We start from the raw sequence: 17,251 nt of genomic DNA on the forward strand, positions 1-17,251 counted from the left end.
CATGAAGCGATACGCGCATTATTTCCTCCAGTCCCGCCCCGCCACTGCACGCGGGGGACACTGGGAAACTCTCGAACAGGCCCGTGCCTATTCCGTCCTCAAATCCGGCCTCCTGCGCGAGATCGCGAACGATCGCGGCGCGGAGATCCGCTTGGTCGGCGCCTATCACGACGATGCGACCGGCGAATGGCAGTACGCGCAGCTTTTCTATCTCGATCAGAGCTCGGTGGAGCTGCCCGGCGCCGATGATGACGACTATGACGAGTACGACCGGGAGGAAGACGAGGACCGGGGCGGGTTCGACGACGATGCCGTAGACGGCTTCGGTACCGGATCGTCCCATGAGGATACGATCCAGGAAACGCAATACGAGGCGGAACCCGACAGCGAACCGCTGGAGACGGAGGCCGAAACCGGGACCGCGGATGGCGTGCCGTGGGCGTCGCGCGGCCGCGACAGTTCCGATGCCGATCGCTATGACGAACTTCCGCCGGTATTTCACAAACCGGTGCCGAAGCGGCGTTCGCCCGTAAAGGGTCTCGTTCTGCTGCTCCTGGTCCTGGTCCTGATCGGCGGCCTCGCCGCTTCGGTGCTGCTCTATCTGCAGCACCCGGCGATCCTCTCCCTCGCGGACAGAACCGGGCTCGGCGACTATGCGCGGATGTTCCCGCACGCCTCCGCCCCCGGAGAGACCGGGATGCCGGCGCCGACGGAAGAGCCGGTCGTGATGCCGCTGACGACAGGCAATGTCATAAACTACCGGGGCGTCGCACCGACTCTGGTCGGACGCTGGTCGCCGGACAATTGCATCGACAGCTATGTCGTCTTCACTGACGATGGGTATACCGTCACGCGCGATGGGAAAACGTCGCCGGAGACCGTCGAGGTCACCGAGACCATGGAAGACGATTTCCAGTACTATCTGAGGCGCTCGCCGTCTCTGGTGGAGCACCTGCAGAAACTGGGGCCGAACGACATCCAGATGGCCGGCTCGACGGGGACCGGCGGTTTCATGCCGAGCGGTAATTCGATCCAGATCCTGAGCCGCTGCCCGGCGCAGTAACCGCCCTAGAAGAGCGACCCCTGGCGCGGGGCCGGCATTTCATCTTCTTGCACGGCCGGCTCTTCCGGTTCCTCGACCGACTGCAGAAGTCCGGCATCGTCGTTGCGGACATTGCCGACCCGGCTTGAGACCGGCGTGAAGACAAGATCCTCGCCGTCATAAGCTTTCAGGACGGACTCACGTTCCGCAGCATCTCCCTCAAGCCAAGACGCGAACGCCGCGACCTCGGCCAGCATCACCGGCATGCGGTGATGAATATGCGCGATGCGCGGATCCGCGTCTGTCGTCAGCAAAATGAAGGTCTCGACCGGCTCCGCCCCCCTGCTCCAGCGCTCCCAGAGACCGGCGAAGGCAAAGGGCCGGTTGCCCTCGAGCGAGACCCGATAGGGCTGCTTGTCCCGGCCGAGCTTGCGCCATTCGTAAAACCCGTCCGCCGGCACGAGGCAGCGCCGTTTCTGGTAGGCGTCCCGAAAGGCGGGTTTCTCCGCGACGGTCTCCGAGCGGGCGTTGATCAGCGAGGCCGCACGGCTTTCGTCCGGCGCCCAGGACGGCACCAGGCCCCAGCGCAGCATGTCCATATGGCGGGCGCCGTCGCGCTCGCGGATCACCGGAGCGGACTGCATCGGCGCCATGTTGTAGCGCGGCTCCAGGTTGATCATGTCCGAGACCGCGAAGAGCCGCCGGATCGCTTCCGGCGCCGTGGTGATGCTGTAGCGTCCGCACATGCCTGTTCAAACCCGCCCGTTTCCAGTATTCAGGGACTGCCCGTGCGCCGAGCCTACGACCCGGCGGTACACATCTTCAACTCATCTCCCGGACCGGTCATGGACAAACAGTCGCTTCTTAACGAGATCATCCTGATTGCGCGCGAGGCCTCAACGCTGATCCTCAAATATTACGACGGTGAGATTGCGGTCGACGACAAGGCGGATGGATCGCCGGTGACCGCCGCCGACAGAGCCGCGGATAAGCTGATTGTCGCGGGACTCAAGAAGCTGACGCCGGAGATCCCGATCATCTCCGAGGAAGGCTTCGCCGCCGGCGCCAATCCGGACATCTCGGGCGGCACCTACTGGCTGGTCGATCCGCTCGACGGCACTAAGGAATTCATCAAGCGCAATGGCGACTTCACCGTGAATATCGCGCTGCTGGAAAAGTTCGAGCCGGTGCTTGGCGTCGTGCTCGCGCCGGTGACCGGGCTGGCTTCCGCCGGTGTCGTCGGCGAAGGTGCGTTCGACGAGGACGCGGACGGTAACCGGAAAAAGATCTCCGTGCGTCAGGCGAACCCGGAGAAGCTGACCGTGGTCGCCAGCCGCTCGCACCGCTCGCCGGAGCTGGAGGAGTATCTCGCCAAGCTGAAACCGGCGGAATCGATCTCCCGCGGTTCGGCATTGAAATTCTGCCTCGTCGCCCGCGGAGAAGCCGACCTCTATCCGCGCGTCGGCCCGACCTGCGAGTGGGATACGGCCGCCGGCCAGGCGGTCCTGATGGCCGCCGGCGGGATCATGACGGCGTTCGACGGCACGCCGTTCCGCTACGGCAAGGCCAGCGAGCGCTTCCTCAACGGAATGTTCATCGCCAAGGCGCCGGGCGCCTGATCGACAGCTGTTAGCCAGCCGCCTTCAGGGCGGCCTTTGCAAGGGCGGTGATCTCCTGCGCGGCGACGCTTCGCTTGGCCGCCTCGACCACGCCGAGACCGTCGGCCATGCTGCTTGCGAGGGCAACCCGGTTGCCGATCGTCACCTTCGAAAGCGGAACGTTGAGCTCGGCAATTGCGGCGCTCATCCGCTCGGTCAGGTTGGCGCGCGGCGGGACCCGGTTCAGCACCAGCAGTACCGGCGTCTTTTCGGCTGCGGCTATTTCGAGAGTCGGTTTGGTCGCCCAGACGTCCATAGGGCTCGGCTGCACCGGAAGCAGAGCCAGATGGGCGTTGCGGATCGCGATTTTCGCCTCCGTCTCCGCGTGCGGCGGGGAGTCGACAATGACCACGTCATGCTCCTTCGCCTGTCTCTCGATCTCGGCGGCGGCACGCCAGCCGGTGATCTGGACGATCTCAAGCGCCCCCTTGCCTTTGTAGGCGATCTCGCCATTGAGGGAGTTGCGCATCGCGAACCAGGTCGCGAGGCTCATCTGCGGGTCGATGTCGATCGCCGCAACCCGCTTGCCGGAATGCGCGAGCGCGACGGCAAGCTGGGCCGCGAGCGTCGTCTTGCCGGCCCCGCCCTTCTGCTGTGCGATGGTAATGATGGTTCCCGTCATGGCGGCACTCCCCGGCTGCATCACGACTGCGATTTCCCGTTCACGTTATCATCAATTTTGTGCGCCGCAACACGCGTCCGCCGCTTGACCCGCCCGATCCGACGGCCGATAAGCGGCAGCCATGACCGAGACCCGGATATTGAAACCGTCCGACGACGCCATCCGCGAGGCCGCAGACGCCCTTCGCCGAGGCGAACTCGTCGCCTTTCCGACGGAGACCGTCTACGGGCTCGGTGGCGACGCAACCGACGACCGGGCGGTGGCGAAGATCTTCGAGGCAAAGGCGCGGCCGAGTTTCAATCCGCTGATCTCGCACCTCCCCGATCCGGAATCCGCCTTTGATCACGGGATGTTCGACGATCGCGCCCGTATGGTTGCGAAGGCCTTCTGGCCGGGCCCGCTGACCCTCGTGGTCCCAAGGCGGAACGATTGCCGGATCTCGCTGCTTGCCAGCGCCGGGCTCGATACCGTCGCGCTTCGGGTTCCGTCGCACCCGATCGCCTCCGCTCTCCTTGCCGCCACAGGGCGGCCGATCGCCGCGCCCAGTGCCAATCCGTCCGGACGCGTCAGCCCGACGACGGCGGAGCACGTTCAGGCCGGTCTGAGCGGCCGCGTTTCCATCATTCTCGACGGTGGCCCCTGCTCCGTCGGCCTCGAATCGACGGTGCTCGACCTCTCCGGCGGAGCTCCGACGATCCTCCGCCCCGGTGCAGTGACCGCGGACATGCTGGAACCGCTGATCGGCCCGGTCGGATCTGCCGGACACGGAGCGAAGATCGCTGCTCCGGGCATGCTCGAAAGTCATTACGCGCCGGCCCTTCCCGTGCGCCTCGACGCGACGGCACCGGAGCCGGGGGAACTCTTCCTCGGTTTCGGCGCGGTCTCCGGCCCGGCAGGTTCGGAGACGCTCAGCGCGCGCGGCGACCTGACCGAAGCTGCCGCCAGGCTTTTCGCCCTGCTGCGCAGCCTCGACAGGCCGGGCGCCACAGGGATCGCCGTTGCGCCGATCCCAGAAACCGGCCTCGGCATCGCCATCAACGACCGTCTGCGGCGGGCTGCTGCGCCGCGCGCATAGGTGCCTTCGCTCATGAGCGGGTTGCCGTTCCGGTTTCCCTCACTAATATTGCCGCCTCGTTCGCTGCTATTGCCGATCTGGAGACACCGCCCATGTCCGCCCCGCGCACAACGGCCCTTTCCGATGCGCCCTATGTTCCGAGCCAGCAGGAATCTGCCGCCATCGCTCGGATCAAGGAACTTCTGGGTCCGAAAGGCTGGATCGACGATCCCGCCGACATGGAAGGGAACCTGATCGAGGATCGCGGTATCTATCACGGCCGCGCCATGCTGGTAGCGAAACCGGCGACGACCGAGGAAGTCTCCGGTGTCCTGAAGCTCTGCCACGAGGCCGGCATCCCGGTCGTACCCCAGGGCGGCAATACCAGCCTCTGCGGAGCATCCGTGCCCTACGAGACCGGAAACGAGATCGTCCTCTCGCTCGCCCGGATGAACCGGATCCGCTCGATCGATCCGCTGAATTACACGATGACGGTCGAGGCCGGCTGCGTGCTGCAGACGCTGCAGGAAGAAGCCGCCAAGGCCGACCGCTATTTCCCGCTCAGCCTCGCCGCCGAAGGGAGCTGCATGATCGGCGGCAATCTCGGCACCAATGCCGGCGGCACCAACGTGCTGCGCTACGGCAACGCGCGCGAACTGACGCTCGGCATTGAAGTGGTGCTGCCGGACGGGCGGATCTGGAACGGGCTCGGCAGCCTGCGCAAGGACAATACCGGCTACGACCTGAAGGATCTCTTCATCGGCTCCGAGGGCACGCTCGGCGTGATCACTGCGGCCGTCCTCAAACTGTTCCCGAAACCGCGCGACATCCGCACCGCCTTCTGCGCGGTCCGCGACATCGACGCGGCGCTGGAACTCCTGAAGCGGGCGCGGACGGAGAGCGGCGACAGCGTGGAAACCTTCGAGCTGATCCCGCGGCTGGTCATCGATCTCGTGCTGAAGCACATGCCGGACTGCGAGGATCCGCTCGAGACCCGCTACGACATGTACACGCTGATCGAACTGGTCACGACGCGGGACAATGACGACGGCATCGAGGAGCGCTTCGAGAGCATCCTCGGCCAGGCGATGGAAGACGGCCTGATCCTCGACGCGGCGCTGGCCCAGAACGAGCATCAGAGGCAGGAAATCTGGAAGCTGCGCGAGAACGCCTCGGAATCCCAGAAGATCGAGGGCGCCTCGATCAAGCACGACGTCTCCGTGCCGGTGGCGAGCGTTCCCGCCTTCTACAAGGCCGCCGCCGACGCGGTCTACAAGGTGAACCCGGACGCCCGCATCGTCGCCTTCGGCCATATGGGCGACGGCAACCTGCACTACAACGTGCAGGAGCCGGAAGGCGGCGACACCAAGGCCTTCGTCGAGAACTGGGACGCCTATAACCGCGCCGTGCACGACGTCGTCGTCTCTTTCGGCGGCTCGATCAGCGCCGAGCACGGCATCGGCCGGCTGAAGCGCGAGGAACTGGCGCACTACAAGAACCCGGTCGCACTCGACCTCATGCGCACAATCAAGGCCGCGATCGACCCGAAGGGGATCATGAACCCGGGCAAGGTGATCTGATAAGGCTGGCGTCCGGCGGCCGCTAGGACGCACCTTCCTTCTCGTCCTCGCGCAGGTCGCCCTGTTTGAAATAGTGGCTCGCCGACTGATACCAGGCGATCGCGTCGGCGATCAGGTCGTCGTCCGATTTCAACGGCCCGGATCCGGTGGCCACTGGGAGCCCGTCGGCAACCTCCGGCGCGCGGTTGACGTCGAGGATGACCAGACGGCCGTCGCTCAGATACCCGAGTTTCTGGTAGGTGCTGATGAAGGCGCGCTCGCGGCCTTCCTCCAGCGCGAAAATATCGTAGCCGAAAAAGCGGCTCGAATAGGACATCCCGAGCCAACCCATCAGGCTCGGACCGATATCGATCTGGCTCATCAGACGGTCCATCCGCGACGGCTCGATGATCTTCGGCGCGTACCAGATCATCGGGATGTGGTAGCGGTCGAGCGGCAGGTCGGTCTTGCCGGCGGCCTTCGAGGTGTGATCCGCCGTGATGATGAACAGCGTGTTGTCGAACCACGGCTTCGACGCGCTGCGGCGGATGAAATCGCCGATCGCCCAGTCGGTATATTTGACCGCGCCCTCGCGCTTGCCCTGCGGCAGGTCGATACGATCCTCCGGGAAAGTATAGGGACGGTGATTGGATGTGGTCATGACATGGGCGAAGAACCTCTGCCCCTCGGCATGCGCGCGATCGAGCGTCGCGATGGTGAGGGAAAAGAGGTCCTCGTCGGCGATCCCCCAGATGTTCTCCGCATGAGGCGTCAGCCCCGCCGCCTCCAGGTCGGTCCGGTCGACGACCTTGTAACCGTTGCTGCCGAAATAGGCGTTCATGTTGTCGAAGAAGCCGTAGCCGCCGTAGATCCAGTATGGCGTCCACCCGTTCTCGCCGAGTTCCTCGCCAAGATTTTCGAGGCTGTTGTTGTTCGGCCTGCGGACGATGCTCTGGCCCGGTGTCGGAGGCGTGCCGATTGACAGCGCCTCGAGCCCGCGGACGGTTCGGGTCCCGGTAGCGTAGAGGTGCGTGAACTCGAGCCCTGATGCGGCCAGCCGGTCGAGTTCGGGCGTAAGATTCTGGCTGTTCCCGAACCGGCCGAGGAACTCCGCCGAGAGGCTTTCGACGGACACCAGAACGACATTCAGATCCTTGCCGGCGACGCGCGCGCTCACCTCGCGCTCGATGCCCGTTTCCTGCTTGAAGGATGCGTTCGGCTGCGCGACCAGACGGCGGATCCGGCTGTCCGCCTCAGCAAGCGGGAGCGAGGGATAATACTTGTCGTAGTCCAGCTGATTGTGCCGGTAGGCATGCCCGAGAGAATAGATCCCGTTGCTGGAGAGCTGCGCGACGAACACATTCGGAGCGGCGTCGGCCAGATCCGTATCCAGGAAGACCGCCCCGGCGCCGGCCGCCGCCGAGAGAGCCGCCAAGATCCCGAGGCGCGGCCCCCAGCCAGACCGGGCCGGTCGTGCCATGCGGGGCCAGCTGAACCAGGTCACAATCCCCGCCCCTCCGGTAATGATCGCGAACCACAGGGCCACCGGGTAGCTTTCGCGGATATTGCCGATCACCTCGTGGGTATAGATCAGGTAGTCGACAGCGATGAAATCGAACCGGCTCGCAAACTCGGCCCAGAAGGCGAATTCCGCGATCGAAATCACGGCGAACAGGCTGAGATAGAGACCGGCCCAGGCCATGGCCCAGATCGCTTCCCAGCGCGCAAGGCGGCCGGAACGGGCAAGATCCGGCATGATCGCATCGTAGAGCGCCCAGGGCAGAAGCAGCCAGGGTGCGATCGCCAGATCGTAGATCGATCCGACCAAGACGATCCTGACCCATTGCCCGGCCTCGAAAGGCTGCCCGGAGAATATGGCGAGGCCGATCCGCGTCGTCAGGGACACAAGGAGAAATGCCGCGCCGATCCAAATCAGGCGCCTCATACCTCTGGTCACGGTGATTGCTTCCGATGTCGGTTGGTCCAGAGAACGGCTGGTACCGTTCGTCTGCACAGCATACCCCAAAGCCACGCGCGATGCCCGATGATGCGACCGATAGCGCGGGGCAGATCGTCGCATGGTTCCAAGCGATGTGCTGTCCACAATAGCTGAGTCAGCTTGACCCAGCTCAATGCATGAGCGCTGAGGCCTTCCTATATTTCCTTCATGAGTGTGCAACCGCCAGACTCATTGGAGGAAATCATGGGCGAAGTCACAGAGAAGAAAGCCACCGAACCCGCGCGCACATACACCGATCCCTTTGCCGCCTTCCGGGCGGAGATGGACCGGATGTTCCATAACTTTCTGCAGACACCGACCTTCTCGCTGCCCTTCGCAGGAGGCAACGGGATGGTTGTCCCGAGCGCCGACATGAAGGAAGGCGATAACGAGTATACGCTGAGCGCCGAGTTGCCGGGCATGGCCGAGGACGATATCGATCTGTCGGTCGCCAACGGCATGATCACGATCAAGGGCGAGAAGACCGAAGAGAAGAAGGACGAGAAGGAAAACTACCACCTGACGGAACGCCGCTACGGCTCGTTCCAGCGCTCCTTCCGCCTGCCGGACAATGTCGACGAGGCGAAGATCAAGGCAAGCTTCGACAAGGGCGTACTCACCGTCTCGATGCCGAAAAGCAAGGACGGCAAGCACCAGGAACGCAAGATCAAGATCGGCAGCTGAAAACCCGAGACACACCTCGCCCGGCCCCCCTCCAGGGGCCGGGCTTTGCATGCTCTTTTCCCGCCTCAACACGGCTCTATTTGGATTGCAACACCGGCGCCACGGACTAGACTGCGCCGAACAATGAAACCGTCCGTGAACCGCAATCCGGACGGCCAGTCGAGAGGAAACCCATGACCGTCTATTCCGCCCCCCTCGAGGATATGCGCTTCACGTTGCGCGACATTGTCGGCTTCGACAGGATCGCCGCCCTGCCCGGCTTCAGTGGTTCCGACGACGAGATCATGGAACAGGTCCTGGAAGAGGCCGGCAAGCTGGCGCGCGACGTGCTGGCGCCGCTGAACCCGGTTGGCGACAAAGAGAAGGCCAGGCTCGAGAACGGTGTTGTTCGCCCCGTCCCCGGCTTTGCCGATGCCTATGCGCAATTCTGGCAGGGCGGCTGGAACGCCATGCCGTTCGAGGAGGAATATGGCGGCCAGAACCTGCCGATCTCGCTGACCACCGCGGTCTGGGAGATGTGGAACGCCTCCAACCTCGCCTTCACGCTCTGCCCGCTTCTGACGCAGGCCGGCATCGAGGCGCTCTCGAAGCATGCGAGCCCGGAGCAGAAGGAAAAGTACCTGCACAAGCTGGTCTCCGGCGAATGGACCGGGACCATGAACCTGACCGAGCCGCAGTCCGGGACCGATCTCGGAGCGATCCGCACCAGTTCCCGGCGCAATGGTGACCACTATCTGCTCAAGGGCCAGAAAATCTACATCACCTGGGGCGACCACGACATGACGGACAATATCGTCCACATGGTGCTGGCCCGCTCGCCCGACGGACCTCCCGGCAGCAAGGGGCTCTCGCTCTTCATCGTGCCGAAATACCTCGTCAACGACGACGGCTCGCTCGGTGCGCGCAACGATGTTCGTCCGGTCTCGCTCGAGCACAAGCTCGGCATCCATGCTTCGCCGACCTGCGTCATGTCCTACGGCGACAACGAAGGCGCGGTCGCCTATCTCGTCGGCGAGGAAAACCGCGGCATCGAATACATGTTTGTGATGATGAACAACGCCCGTCTCGCGGTCGGCCTGCAGGGCCTCGCGATCGCGGAGCGCGCCTATCAGCAGGCCGTCGCCTTCGCCCGCGACCGGGTGCAGAGCCGTGCCATCCAAGGCAGCGAGGGACCGGTCGCTATCATCCAGCACCCGGACGTCCGGCGCATGCTGCTCGGCATGAAGAGCCAGATCGAGGGCATGCGGGCGCTCTGCTACTACACGGCAGCCGAGATCGACCGCGCGAACCGCGAGGCCGATCCGGACGCGGCGGCGAAAGCGCAGCGCCGGGTCGAGATCCTGATCCCGGTGGTGAAATCCTGGTGTACCGATACCGGCCTCGCCGTCACCTCGACCAACATCCAGATCCACGGTGGCATGGGGTTCATCGAGGAGACCGGCGCGGCACAGCACTACCGCGACGCGCGCATCACCACGATCTACGAGGGCACCAACGGCGTGCAGGCGATGGATCTGATCGGCCGCAAGGTTGCGCGCGACGGCGGCGAGGCGGCGAAAGAGCTGTTCGCCGACATCCGCACCGATCTGGAGCCGCTGCGCGGCAGTGACGAACTCGCCGCCCGGGCGCTTGTGAAGCATATGGATGCGGGACTCGCGGCCGCAGAGGACGCGGTGAAATGGCTGGTTGCTACCTTCCCGAAGGATCCCGGCACCGCGGCGAGCGGCGGTGTGCCGTTCCAGAACCTGATGGGGCTGCTTTGCGCCGGCTGGCTGCTCGCCCGCGGCGTGACCGCCGCGTCTGCCCAGAAGGCTGGAGCCAACGGCGATGCCGCGTTCCTGGAAGCGAAACTGACCACGGCGCGCTTCTTCGCCGATTATCACCTGAGCCAGGCGCCGTCGCTGCTGACGCAGATGACAGAGGCCGGCGAGAGCGTGATGGCAATGGCGCTGGATCGCTTCTGATCCAGCGCGGCTCGCCGGTTCACAGGATCAGAACTTGAACATTCCGATCCGGATCCCGTTCCCCTGCTCGTCCGGGTCGCGTTCCCGCTCGATCGGGAAGAGCTCCTGCATCGCGCCGCGCACGAGCGCCCGGAAAGCCTCGTCATCCACGTTGGACGGCGCGGGGCCGCGTGCAGTCGACGTACTGAGGGCCGCACCGCCGGTGCAGAAACCGGCCGTCAGCCTGAAGCCGTCGGCTCCCGCCGGGACGGGCGGCGGCAGCGGCTTGTCGTCGCAGAGTGCCGTCGTCGGAACGGAGACCGGCAGGTTCACCGCCATGACGACATAATAGTCCGCGTGTTTCGCCTCTGCGGGATTGGCGGTAAAGGCCGCCGTCGATCCGAAGATCGAACCGGTTGCATGCCGTGCCGCCGCGACCGAGGCCGCCGCATCGCCGCCCGGCAGGGACGAATTGACCACCCTCAGGTAAACCGGGGACTCCGCCGCCGCATAGGCGAGATATTCCCGTTTGCCTTCGTTATCGAGCTGCGAGTAGCCGGTTTGCGTGGTCACGCATCCGGCAAGGAGGCCGGCCGTCATCAGCGCACTCAGGGCCGTGGCCCTCATTCCAAAATTCTTCTGCACGCTATCTCTCCCGACTTGGACGCCCTATTGGCGCCTGTTTGGGGGCATATGGGGAGCGCCTGTGGGTACGCAATTGCGACAAAATGGCAGACTGCCGCTGTCTCAGAATATACCTTCGACCGGGTTCAGCTTGATTCGCGGCTCCGGCTCGAAGGTCAGGATGCCGAGGCTGCCCGTGTCGCCGGCTGACGCCTGGAACATCTGCCGGGCGCTCTGCCGCAGCATCTCACGGAACTTCGGATCGCGAACCGACGTTACCCGGTCGGCTTGGGTCCTCACGGCGGCGACCGGCACATCCTGGCGGCAGAACACCATGAAAAGGGTCTGTCGCGCCGGGCGCCGGTCGTAGCTGAGCGGGTTGGTCTCGCTCGCGGCGCAGATAGTCTCCGGGCCCGCCGAGGCCATGGGATCGAAAGCAAGACGGAAGCGGTATTGCGGCAGTCCGGCCTTCTGCGGATCGAGGGTGAAGCCCTTCGGCACCTCGCGGAACATCGGAGAAAGGATTTCCGCCGCGGCGACCGCGGTCTCACCACGCCCCTCGGCGAAATCGACATTGGAGACCTGCAGCAGCACCGGTCCCTGCTTGCCGGCGAAGGCCAGTACACGAGACTTGGCCTGCCCTGTGACGCCGGTCTGCTCCTGCACCACCGACGTGCCACAGGCCGCGAGTCCCGAAGCCAACGCAAGTGCGACGATCAGTTTCGGAAGGGACCGGATCATGAAAACTCCTCTGCCGCGCCATTTCGCGGCGACGTGACGGCTCCGCGTTTACGTTAACCCGCGCCGGGGTATATCGTTCGCGCTCGTAAAATGGAACATGGGCGTGACGATGCGGGATATCGAGCAGATACTGACCTTCTGGTTCGAGGAATGCACGGACAAGGAGCGTTTCGGCAAGGATGCCGCCTTCGATGCCGAAATCCGTCGCCGTTTCGGCGCCCTGGTCGAGGAGGCAATGCAGGGCGGGCTGACCGGCTGGTGCGATTCGACTGACGGCACGCTCGCCTACATCATCCTGCTCGACCAGTTCACCCGGAACATCTTCCGCGGCTCGCCGAAAGCCTTCGCCGCCGACCATCTGGCCCGCGCCGCTGCGGTCAGGGCGATCGATGCGGGCCTCGACGCCGGGCTGGCGGACGATCGCAAGACCTTCCTTTACCTGCCGCTCGAACATAGCGAGGATCTTGAAGACCAGGAGCGCTGCGTTGCGCTTTTCGAAGCAATGGGTGACGCCGAGAAAACAGATTACGCTGTGCGGCACCGCGATATTATCCAGCGTTTCGGGCGCTTCCCGCACCGGAACGAAACGCTTGGCCGGAAAAGTACAGATGCCGAGCTGGCCTTCCTGAAAGAACCGGGCTCGTCCTTCTGAGCAGCCGGAAAAGACAGTGATCGAGAGGAACCGACGCCGTGGCTGAGAAACCCCATGTTCTAATCCCGTCCCCTTTTTACAAGCCCGCAATGGACCGGCTCGACGAGATCGTCGTCACCCATCACCTCTATTCGGCCGCCGATCCGGACAAGGTGGTCGATGAAGTGGGAGACAAGTGCATCGCCTTCGCCACATTCATGAAATGCGAACCGGAGCTGATGGACCGGGCGCCGAATGCCAAGCTGATCGCCAACTTCGGCGTGGGCTACGATGCCATCAACATCGAAGAGGCGACGAAACGAGGCATCAAAGTCACCAATACGCCGGACGTGCTCAACGACTGCGTTGCCGACCTCGCGCTCGGCCTGCTGATCGCCGCCCGCCGCCATATCGTCGATGCAGACCGCTTCGTGCGCGCCGGTGAATGGCCGGTGAAGAAGCTCTACGGCTTCGTCAACAGAGTCCACCATTCCAAAGTCGGGATTGTTGGTCTCGGCCGCATCGGCGAGGAGATCGCCGCCCGCTGCGCCGGGTTCAAAATGGACATCTCCTACCACAACCGATCGATGAAGCCGGATGTGTCCTATCGCTATTATCCAGACCTCGTGGAGATGGCGCGCGACGTCGATATCATGGTCGTGATCACGCCGGGCGGGGCGGCGACAAAGAACCTGGTGAACGAGGAAGTGATGGAGGCGCTAGGCCCGGAGGGCCTGCTGGTCAACGTCGCCCGCGGATCCGTCGTGGACATGGATGCGCTGATTGCCTGCCTAAAGGACGGGCGGCTCGGCGGCGCCGCGCTTGACGTCTATCCGAATGAGCCGCACGTGCCCGAAGAACTCTTCGAGATCCGCCGGAACCTTGTGCTCACACCGCATATCGCCAGCGCCAGCCAAGATACCCGAATGGCCATGGGCATGCTGGTCTATGAAAACATCAAAGCTCGCATCGAAGGCCGCGAGCTGCTGACGCCGGTGAACTGAGGCGTCGCCGGACCTAGTCCTGCACCACCGGACCGGCGAGCGCGACGAGACCCTCGCGCTGGCCGTCCGGAATGCGCATGGATTTGCGCTCCTGCATGTCGAAGCAAACTCCGATCACCCGGGCGAGCCCCGCCAGTTCGCCGTCCTTGAAGATCCCTTGGCGGACGACGATGGAGCTGTTGCCGAGCTTCTCGATCCTCGTGCCGACCCGAACCGTCCCCGGATAGTGCATTTCCTTCAGGTAATCGACCTCGATACGGGCGACGACCCAGGATTGCCGACCCTCGCGGCCGCCATACATCTTGCCGGCGGCATCGGCGAAGAGCGTGACCCGGGCGCTTTCCAGATAGACTCCGATCGCATTGTTGTTCACGTGGCCGACGGGATCGAGATCGGCGAAGCGAATCTTCTCCTCGATCCAGTATCGGTAACTGGCGGCGTCGCGTTCGTTGAATTCCGCGCTCTCGGTCATCTCACCCTCATCTCCGGACACAGCTTGCGCCTGGCTCCATAAAGGACAGGCCGATCAGATTGAAGCTCTGATCGGCCTGCCGGCGGGAATATATGTCTTTGTGTCCCGTCAGGTTTCGCCAGTGCTCGGCGCCGTTTCCGCCGCCTCGCTCCGCTTCTTCAGCGCGAGATTGGTCGCAAAGACCAGGACCACCATCCCGAAGCCTATGAGGTCCGTCGTCAGGCCCGGCTTGATCAGCACCATGGCCGCGGCGACCAGCACGCCCCGCTGCCACCATTGGAGCGGCGCGACAAGAAACCCGGCCAGTCCGGAGGAGAGACACACCACGCCAATGATCGCCGTCGCCGCCGTGGTAACGATCGTACCCGGCTCGCCGATCAGCAGCAGGGACGGCCCGAAGACGAACATGAAGGGCACGATGTATCCGGTCGCGCCGAGCTTCACTGCCGCCACGCCGGTTTCCCAGAGCTTTGCTCCCGAGAGGCCGTTCGCGGCATAGACCGCAAGGGCGACCGGCGGGGTGATAGCCGAGAGGATGGCGAAATAGAGCGCGAACATATGTGCCGCTTCCAGCGCCACACCCAGCTTCACCAGCGCCGGAACCAGCAAGGCCACCTGCACGACATAGGCGGGCGTGGTCGGCAGCCCCATGCCGAGGATGATGCCCGCGCACATCGTCATGATCAGAGCGAGGATCAGCGTATCCTGCGAGACCTTCAGCACCAGGCTGGTGAATTCGATGCCGAGACCGGTCAGCGAGATCACGCCGATGACGATACCCGCACAGCCGCAGGCCAGCGCCACCGTGACCGTATTGCGGGCACCCGCGATGAAGCCCTCGATCACATTCTTCGGCGTCAGCTCCGAACGGGTGTTCTTGCGCAGCGCGGCGGAGATCAGCACCGAGGCGATTCCCGCCAGAGCCGAGTAAGGCGCGCTGTACCCCATGAAAAGGAAGGCGCAGATGACGACAAGCGGCAGGAACATATGTCCCCGCTCCTTCAGCACCTGCCCGAGACGCGGAAGGTCGGCCTTCGGCAGTCCGCGCATGCCGAGACGCCTTGCCTCGAAATGCACGCACATGAAGACCGCGAGGAAATAGAGCACCGCCGGGATCAGCGCGTAGCCGATAACGGTGATGTAGCTGATACCGAGGAAGTCGGCCATCACGAAGGCCACCGCGCCCATGATCGGCGGCATGATCTGGCCGCCTGTGGAGGCCACGGCCTCGACCGCCCCGGAAAAAGCCGGCGGATAGCCGATGCGCTTCATCAGCGGAATGGTGAAGGTGCCGGTGGTCATCACGTTGGCGACGGCACTGCCCGAGATGGTGCCGAACATGCCGCTGGTGATGCAGGCCACCTTGGCGGGGCCGCCGGCGGTATGGCCGGCAATGGCCATGGCGAAATCCATGAAGAGGCGGCCGGTACCGGTGCGCTCGACCATGGCGCCGAACAGAATGAACAGCATGACGTAGGTCGCCGACACGCTTACCGGGATGCCGAAGATACCCTCGGTGCCGAGATAGAGCTGCTCCATCAGCTGCGCCGGGTCGGCATTGCCGATCGTCGCGGCGTAAAGCAGGAAGACGCCGGCCGTGATCGGCAGGGCGAGGCCGACGGCCCGCCGGGTCGCCTCAAGCAGGAGCACGATCAGCAGCGTGCCGAGCACCCAGTCCTCACCGCGCAGATCGTCGACCATGATCATGCGGTTATCGATGTATTCCTGGGCGAAGAGGATATAGCCGCAGGCGACGATGCTGAGACCGGCGCAAAGAATGCCGGAGATGTCCGGCTTGTCGATCTCGGTGCCGCGTGCCGGAAAGATGAGAAAGGCCAGAACGAGGGCGAAAGCGACGTGCACTGCGCGGAAGGTCAGTGCGTCGGGTGCGCCGAACAATGCCGTGTAGATATGATAGGCGACCATCGCGAGAGCGACCGCCGACATCACCAACTTGGCGCCGCGCAACCAGTTCAACATGGTGGGCCTCCGGGGCCGGATATATGCCGATTGTATAAAAGCGAGCGAGGGCGGCCGTGACCGCCCTCGCTCCGGAAACGGGGTCCCGGGTTAGAGGACGCCTTTTTCCTTGTAGAACTTCGTGGCGCCCTTGTGCAGCGGAACGCCGGTCTCGACGGCCATGCTCTTCGGGTCGGCCTTGCCGACGGCCTTGGCGACGTTGGCGAGATCCGGAACGCTGGCGGCGAGGTTCTTCAGCACGTCATAGACCAGCTGCTCGTCAAGGTCGCAGCGGGCGATGATGTGTGTGGAATAGCCGATCGTCGGAACCGCGTCGGCCTGGCCGGGATAGCTGCCGGCCGGGACCATGATGCGCTGATAACCCGGGTTGATCTCTTTCATCTTCGCCAGCCCGTCGTCCGGAACCGGAACGATGGTGATGTCGCGGGCGGAGGCGAGATCCATGATGGCGCCCGCCGGGACCGTGGTGCCGAGGGTGAACCAGTCGGCATTGCCGTCTTTCAGCTGGTTGACCGAGTCGGTGTAGGAACCGTAGCTGACGCGGCTGAGATCGTCGTAGCTCATGCCATAGGCCTGCATCAGGTGAGACGTGATGGCCTCACCGGTGTTGCCTTTCTTCTGCGTGGTGAGGGCCTTGCCCTTCACGTCGGCCGGGGTGCTGATGCCGGAATCCTTCAGCGCCACGATCTGGAAGTACTGCGGATAGAGCGTCGCCACGTTACAGACGTTGACCGCCTTCTCGGTGAACGGCGCCTTGCCGTTGATCGCGTCAACGGTAGAGACCGAGTTGGCGAAGCCGAAATCGGCTTTGCCGGCCTCGACCGCCTTCACGTTGGCGATGCCGGCGCCCGGCAGAACCTGAACGCTGGAGCCGGAGACGTTGCTCTCGACGATGTTCTTGATCGCGCCGCCGAGCGGATACCAGGAACCGCCCTGCGGACCGGTCATCAGCTTGATATTGTCGGCATGGGCCGACGCGGCAAAACCGGCGGCGAGCACGCCGGCGGCAAGGGTACGGATTACAGTCGAAGACATTATTGCTTCCTCCTGATGCTGGAAAATTCGTTCTTCTTTTGCGGAACGATTTTGAAAGGTCGGTCACGCCGTCAATGCGGCGCGATCTCGGCCCACATACTCACGAACAACGACCTGCGGTGCAAGTCCGCCCCGCGCCGCCATTGCCTCGTTGTTGGAAAGACGGGCGGGGCATTTACGCATAAATCGTTCGGATCCGGGAA

Annotated in this window: 16 protein-coding genes; 8 read left to right on the forward strand and 8 right to left on the reverse strand. The window is 64.0% G+C overall.

Annotated features, from left to right (window positions below; all coding sequences use genetic code 11):
- The first annotated feature begins 1 nt into the window (after nucleotide 1).
- Complete coding sequence (locus tag JJ959_RS08995) at nucleotides 2–1,063, forward strand: hypothetical protein (protein ID WP_292882340.1); 1,062 nt, start codon at nucleotides 2–4, stop codon at nucleotides 1,061–1,063.
- Between the two features lie 5 nt (nucleotides 1,064–1,068).
- Here JJ959_RS08995 and JJ959_RS09000 read toward each other — a convergent pair whose 3' ends face one another.
- Nucleotides 1,069–1,788: an SOS response-associated peptidase gene (locus tag JJ959_RS09000; RefSeq protein ID WP_292882342.1), complete on the reverse strand. Its 720-nt coding sequence runs from the start codon at nucleotides 1,786–1,788 to the stop codon at nucleotides 1,069–1,071.
- A gap of 99 nt (nucleotides 1,789–1,887) precedes the next feature.
- On the opposite strand from JJ959_RS09000, the gene cysQ reads away from it, so the two are divergent.
- Nucleotides 1,888–2,661, forward strand: coding sequence for a 3'(2'),5'-bisphosphate nucleotidase CysQ (gene cysQ / locus JJ959_RS09005; protein WP_292882345.1), 774 nt, complete (start codon nucleotides 1,888–1,890; stop codon nucleotides 2,659–2,661).
- A 10-nt stretch (nucleotides 2,662–2,671) separates the two neighbouring features.
- Here the strand turns inward: cysQ and parA are convergent, their stop codons facing one another.
- Nucleotides 2,672–3,322, reverse strand: a complete 651-nt coding sequence (parA, locus tag JJ959_RS09010) for a ParA family partition ATPase (protein WP_292882348.1) — start codon at nucleotides 3,320–3,322, stop codon at nucleotides 2,672–2,674.
- A 121-nt stretch (nucleotides 3,323–3,443) separates the two neighbouring features.
- Here parA and JJ959_RS09015 point away from each other — a divergent pair, with 121 nt between their 5' ends.
- Both JJ959_RS09015 and JJ959_RS09020 read left to right on the forward strand, forming a co-directional pair.
- Complete coding sequence (locus tag JJ959_RS09015) at nucleotides 3,444–4,397, forward strand: L-threonylcarbamoyladenylate synthase (protein ID WP_292882350.1); 954 nt, start codon at nucleotides 3,444–3,446, stop codon at nucleotides 4,395–4,397.
- A 92-nt stretch (nucleotides 4,398–4,489) separates the two neighbouring features.
- On the forward strand, nucleotides 4,490–5,956 hold the full coding sequence (locus JJ959_RS09020) for an FAD-binding oxidoreductase (RefSeq protein WP_292882353.1): 1,467 nt from the start codon (nucleotides 4,490–4,492) through the stop codon (nucleotides 5,954–5,956).
- Nucleotides 5,957–5,978: 22 nt separating this feature from the next.
- Here JJ959_RS09020 and JJ959_RS09025 read toward each other — a convergent pair whose 3' ends face one another.
- On the reverse strand, nucleotides 5,979–7,880 hold the full coding sequence (locus tag JJ959_RS09025) for an LTA synthase family protein (RefSeq protein ID WP_292882356.1): 1,902 nt from the start codon (nucleotides 7,878–7,880) through the stop codon (nucleotides 5,979–5,981).
- 258 nt (nucleotides 7,881–8,138) lie between these two features.
- Between JJ959_RS09025 and JJ959_RS09030 the strand changes: the two genes are divergently transcribed.
- The gene (locus tag JJ959_RS09030) at nucleotides 8,139–8,618 is read left to right on the forward strand and encodes an Hsp20/alpha crystallin family protein (protein WP_292882359.1); all 480 of its coding nucleotides are present in this window, start codon (nucleotides 8,139–8,141) and stop codon (nucleotides 8,616–8,618) included.
- A 173-nt stretch (nucleotides 8,619–8,791) separates the two neighbouring features.
- Nucleotides 8,792–10,582 carry an acyl-CoA dehydrogenase gene (locus JJ959_RS09035; RefSeq protein WP_292882362.1) on the forward strand — a complete coding sequence of 597 codons (1,791 nt, stop codon included), beginning with the start codon at nucleotides 8,792–8,794 and terminating at the stop codon, nucleotides 10,580–10,582.
- A gap of 27 nt (nucleotides 10,583–10,609) precedes the next feature.
- Here JJ959_RS09035 and JJ959_RS09040 read toward each other — a convergent pair whose 3' ends face one another.
- Together JJ959_RS09040 and JJ959_RS09045 are read right to left on the reverse strand one after the other, a co-directional pair.
- Nucleotides 10,610–11,206 carry a hypothetical protein gene (locus JJ959_RS09040; protein WP_292882365.1) on the reverse strand — a complete coding sequence of 199 codons (597 nt, stop codon included), beginning with the start codon at nucleotides 11,204–11,206 and terminating at the stop codon, nucleotides 10,610–10,612.
- A gap of 102 nt (nucleotides 11,207–11,308) precedes the next feature.
- Nucleotides 11,309–11,926 carry a hypothetical protein gene (locus JJ959_RS09045; RefSeq protein ID WP_292882367.1) on the reverse strand — a complete coding sequence of 206 codons (618 nt, stop codon included), beginning with the start codon at nucleotides 11,924–11,926 and terminating at the stop codon, nucleotides 11,309–11,311.
- 109 nt (nucleotides 11,927–12,035) lie between these two features.
- Here JJ959_RS09045 and JJ959_RS09050 point away from each other — a divergent pair, with 109 nt between their 5' ends.
- Together JJ959_RS09050 and JJ959_RS09055 are read left to right on the forward strand one after the other, a co-directional pair.
- Nucleotides 12,036–12,578: a DUF924 family protein gene (locus JJ959_RS09050; RefSeq protein ID WP_292882516.1), complete on the forward strand. Its 543-nt coding sequence runs from the start codon at nucleotides 12,036–12,038 to the stop codon at nucleotides 12,576–12,578.
- A gap of 38 nt (nucleotides 12,579–12,616) precedes the next feature.
- Nucleotides 12,617–13,561, forward strand: coding sequence for a 2-hydroxyacid dehydrogenase (locus JJ959_RS09055; protein ID WP_292882370.1), 945 nt, complete (start codon nucleotides 12,617–12,619; stop codon nucleotides 13,559–13,561).
- A 13-nt stretch (nucleotides 13,562–13,574) separates the two neighbouring features.
- Here the strand turns inward: JJ959_RS09055 and JJ959_RS09060 are convergent, their stop codons facing one another.
- The 3 genes from JJ959_RS09060 to JJ959_RS09070 all read right to left on the reverse strand — a co-directional run bounded on the left by JJ959_RS09060 (nucleotide 13,575) and on the right by JJ959_RS09070 (nucleotide 17,048).
- Nucleotides 13,575–14,033 (reverse strand): thioesterase family protein, encoded by a 459-nt coding sequence (locus JJ959_RS09060; protein ID WP_292882373.1) that lies wholly within the window; start codon nucleotides 14,031–14,033, stop codon nucleotides 13,575–13,577.
- 108 nt (nucleotides 14,034–14,141) lie between these two features.
- Nucleotides 14,142–16,013 carry a TRAP transporter permease gene (locus JJ959_RS09065; protein WP_292882376.1) on the reverse strand — a complete coding sequence of 624 codons (1,872 nt, stop codon included), beginning with the start codon at nucleotides 16,011–16,013 and terminating at the stop codon, nucleotides 14,142–14,144.
- Between the two features lie 90 nt (nucleotides 16,014–16,103).
- Nucleotides 16,104–17,048 (reverse strand): TAXI family TRAP transporter solute-binding subunit, encoded by a 945-nt coding sequence (locus JJ959_RS09070; RefSeq protein WP_292882379.1) that lies wholly within the window; start codon nucleotides 17,046–17,048, stop codon nucleotides 16,104–16,106.
- Between the last annotated feature and the right edge of the window lie 203 nt (nucleotides 17,049–17,251).

Origin of the sequence: Nisaea sp. (genome assembly GCF_017640745.1) — a bacterium.
In the GTDB taxonomy this organism is placed as follows: Bacteria; Pseudomonadota; Alphaproteobacteria; order Thalassobaculales; family Thalassobaculaceae; genus Nisaea.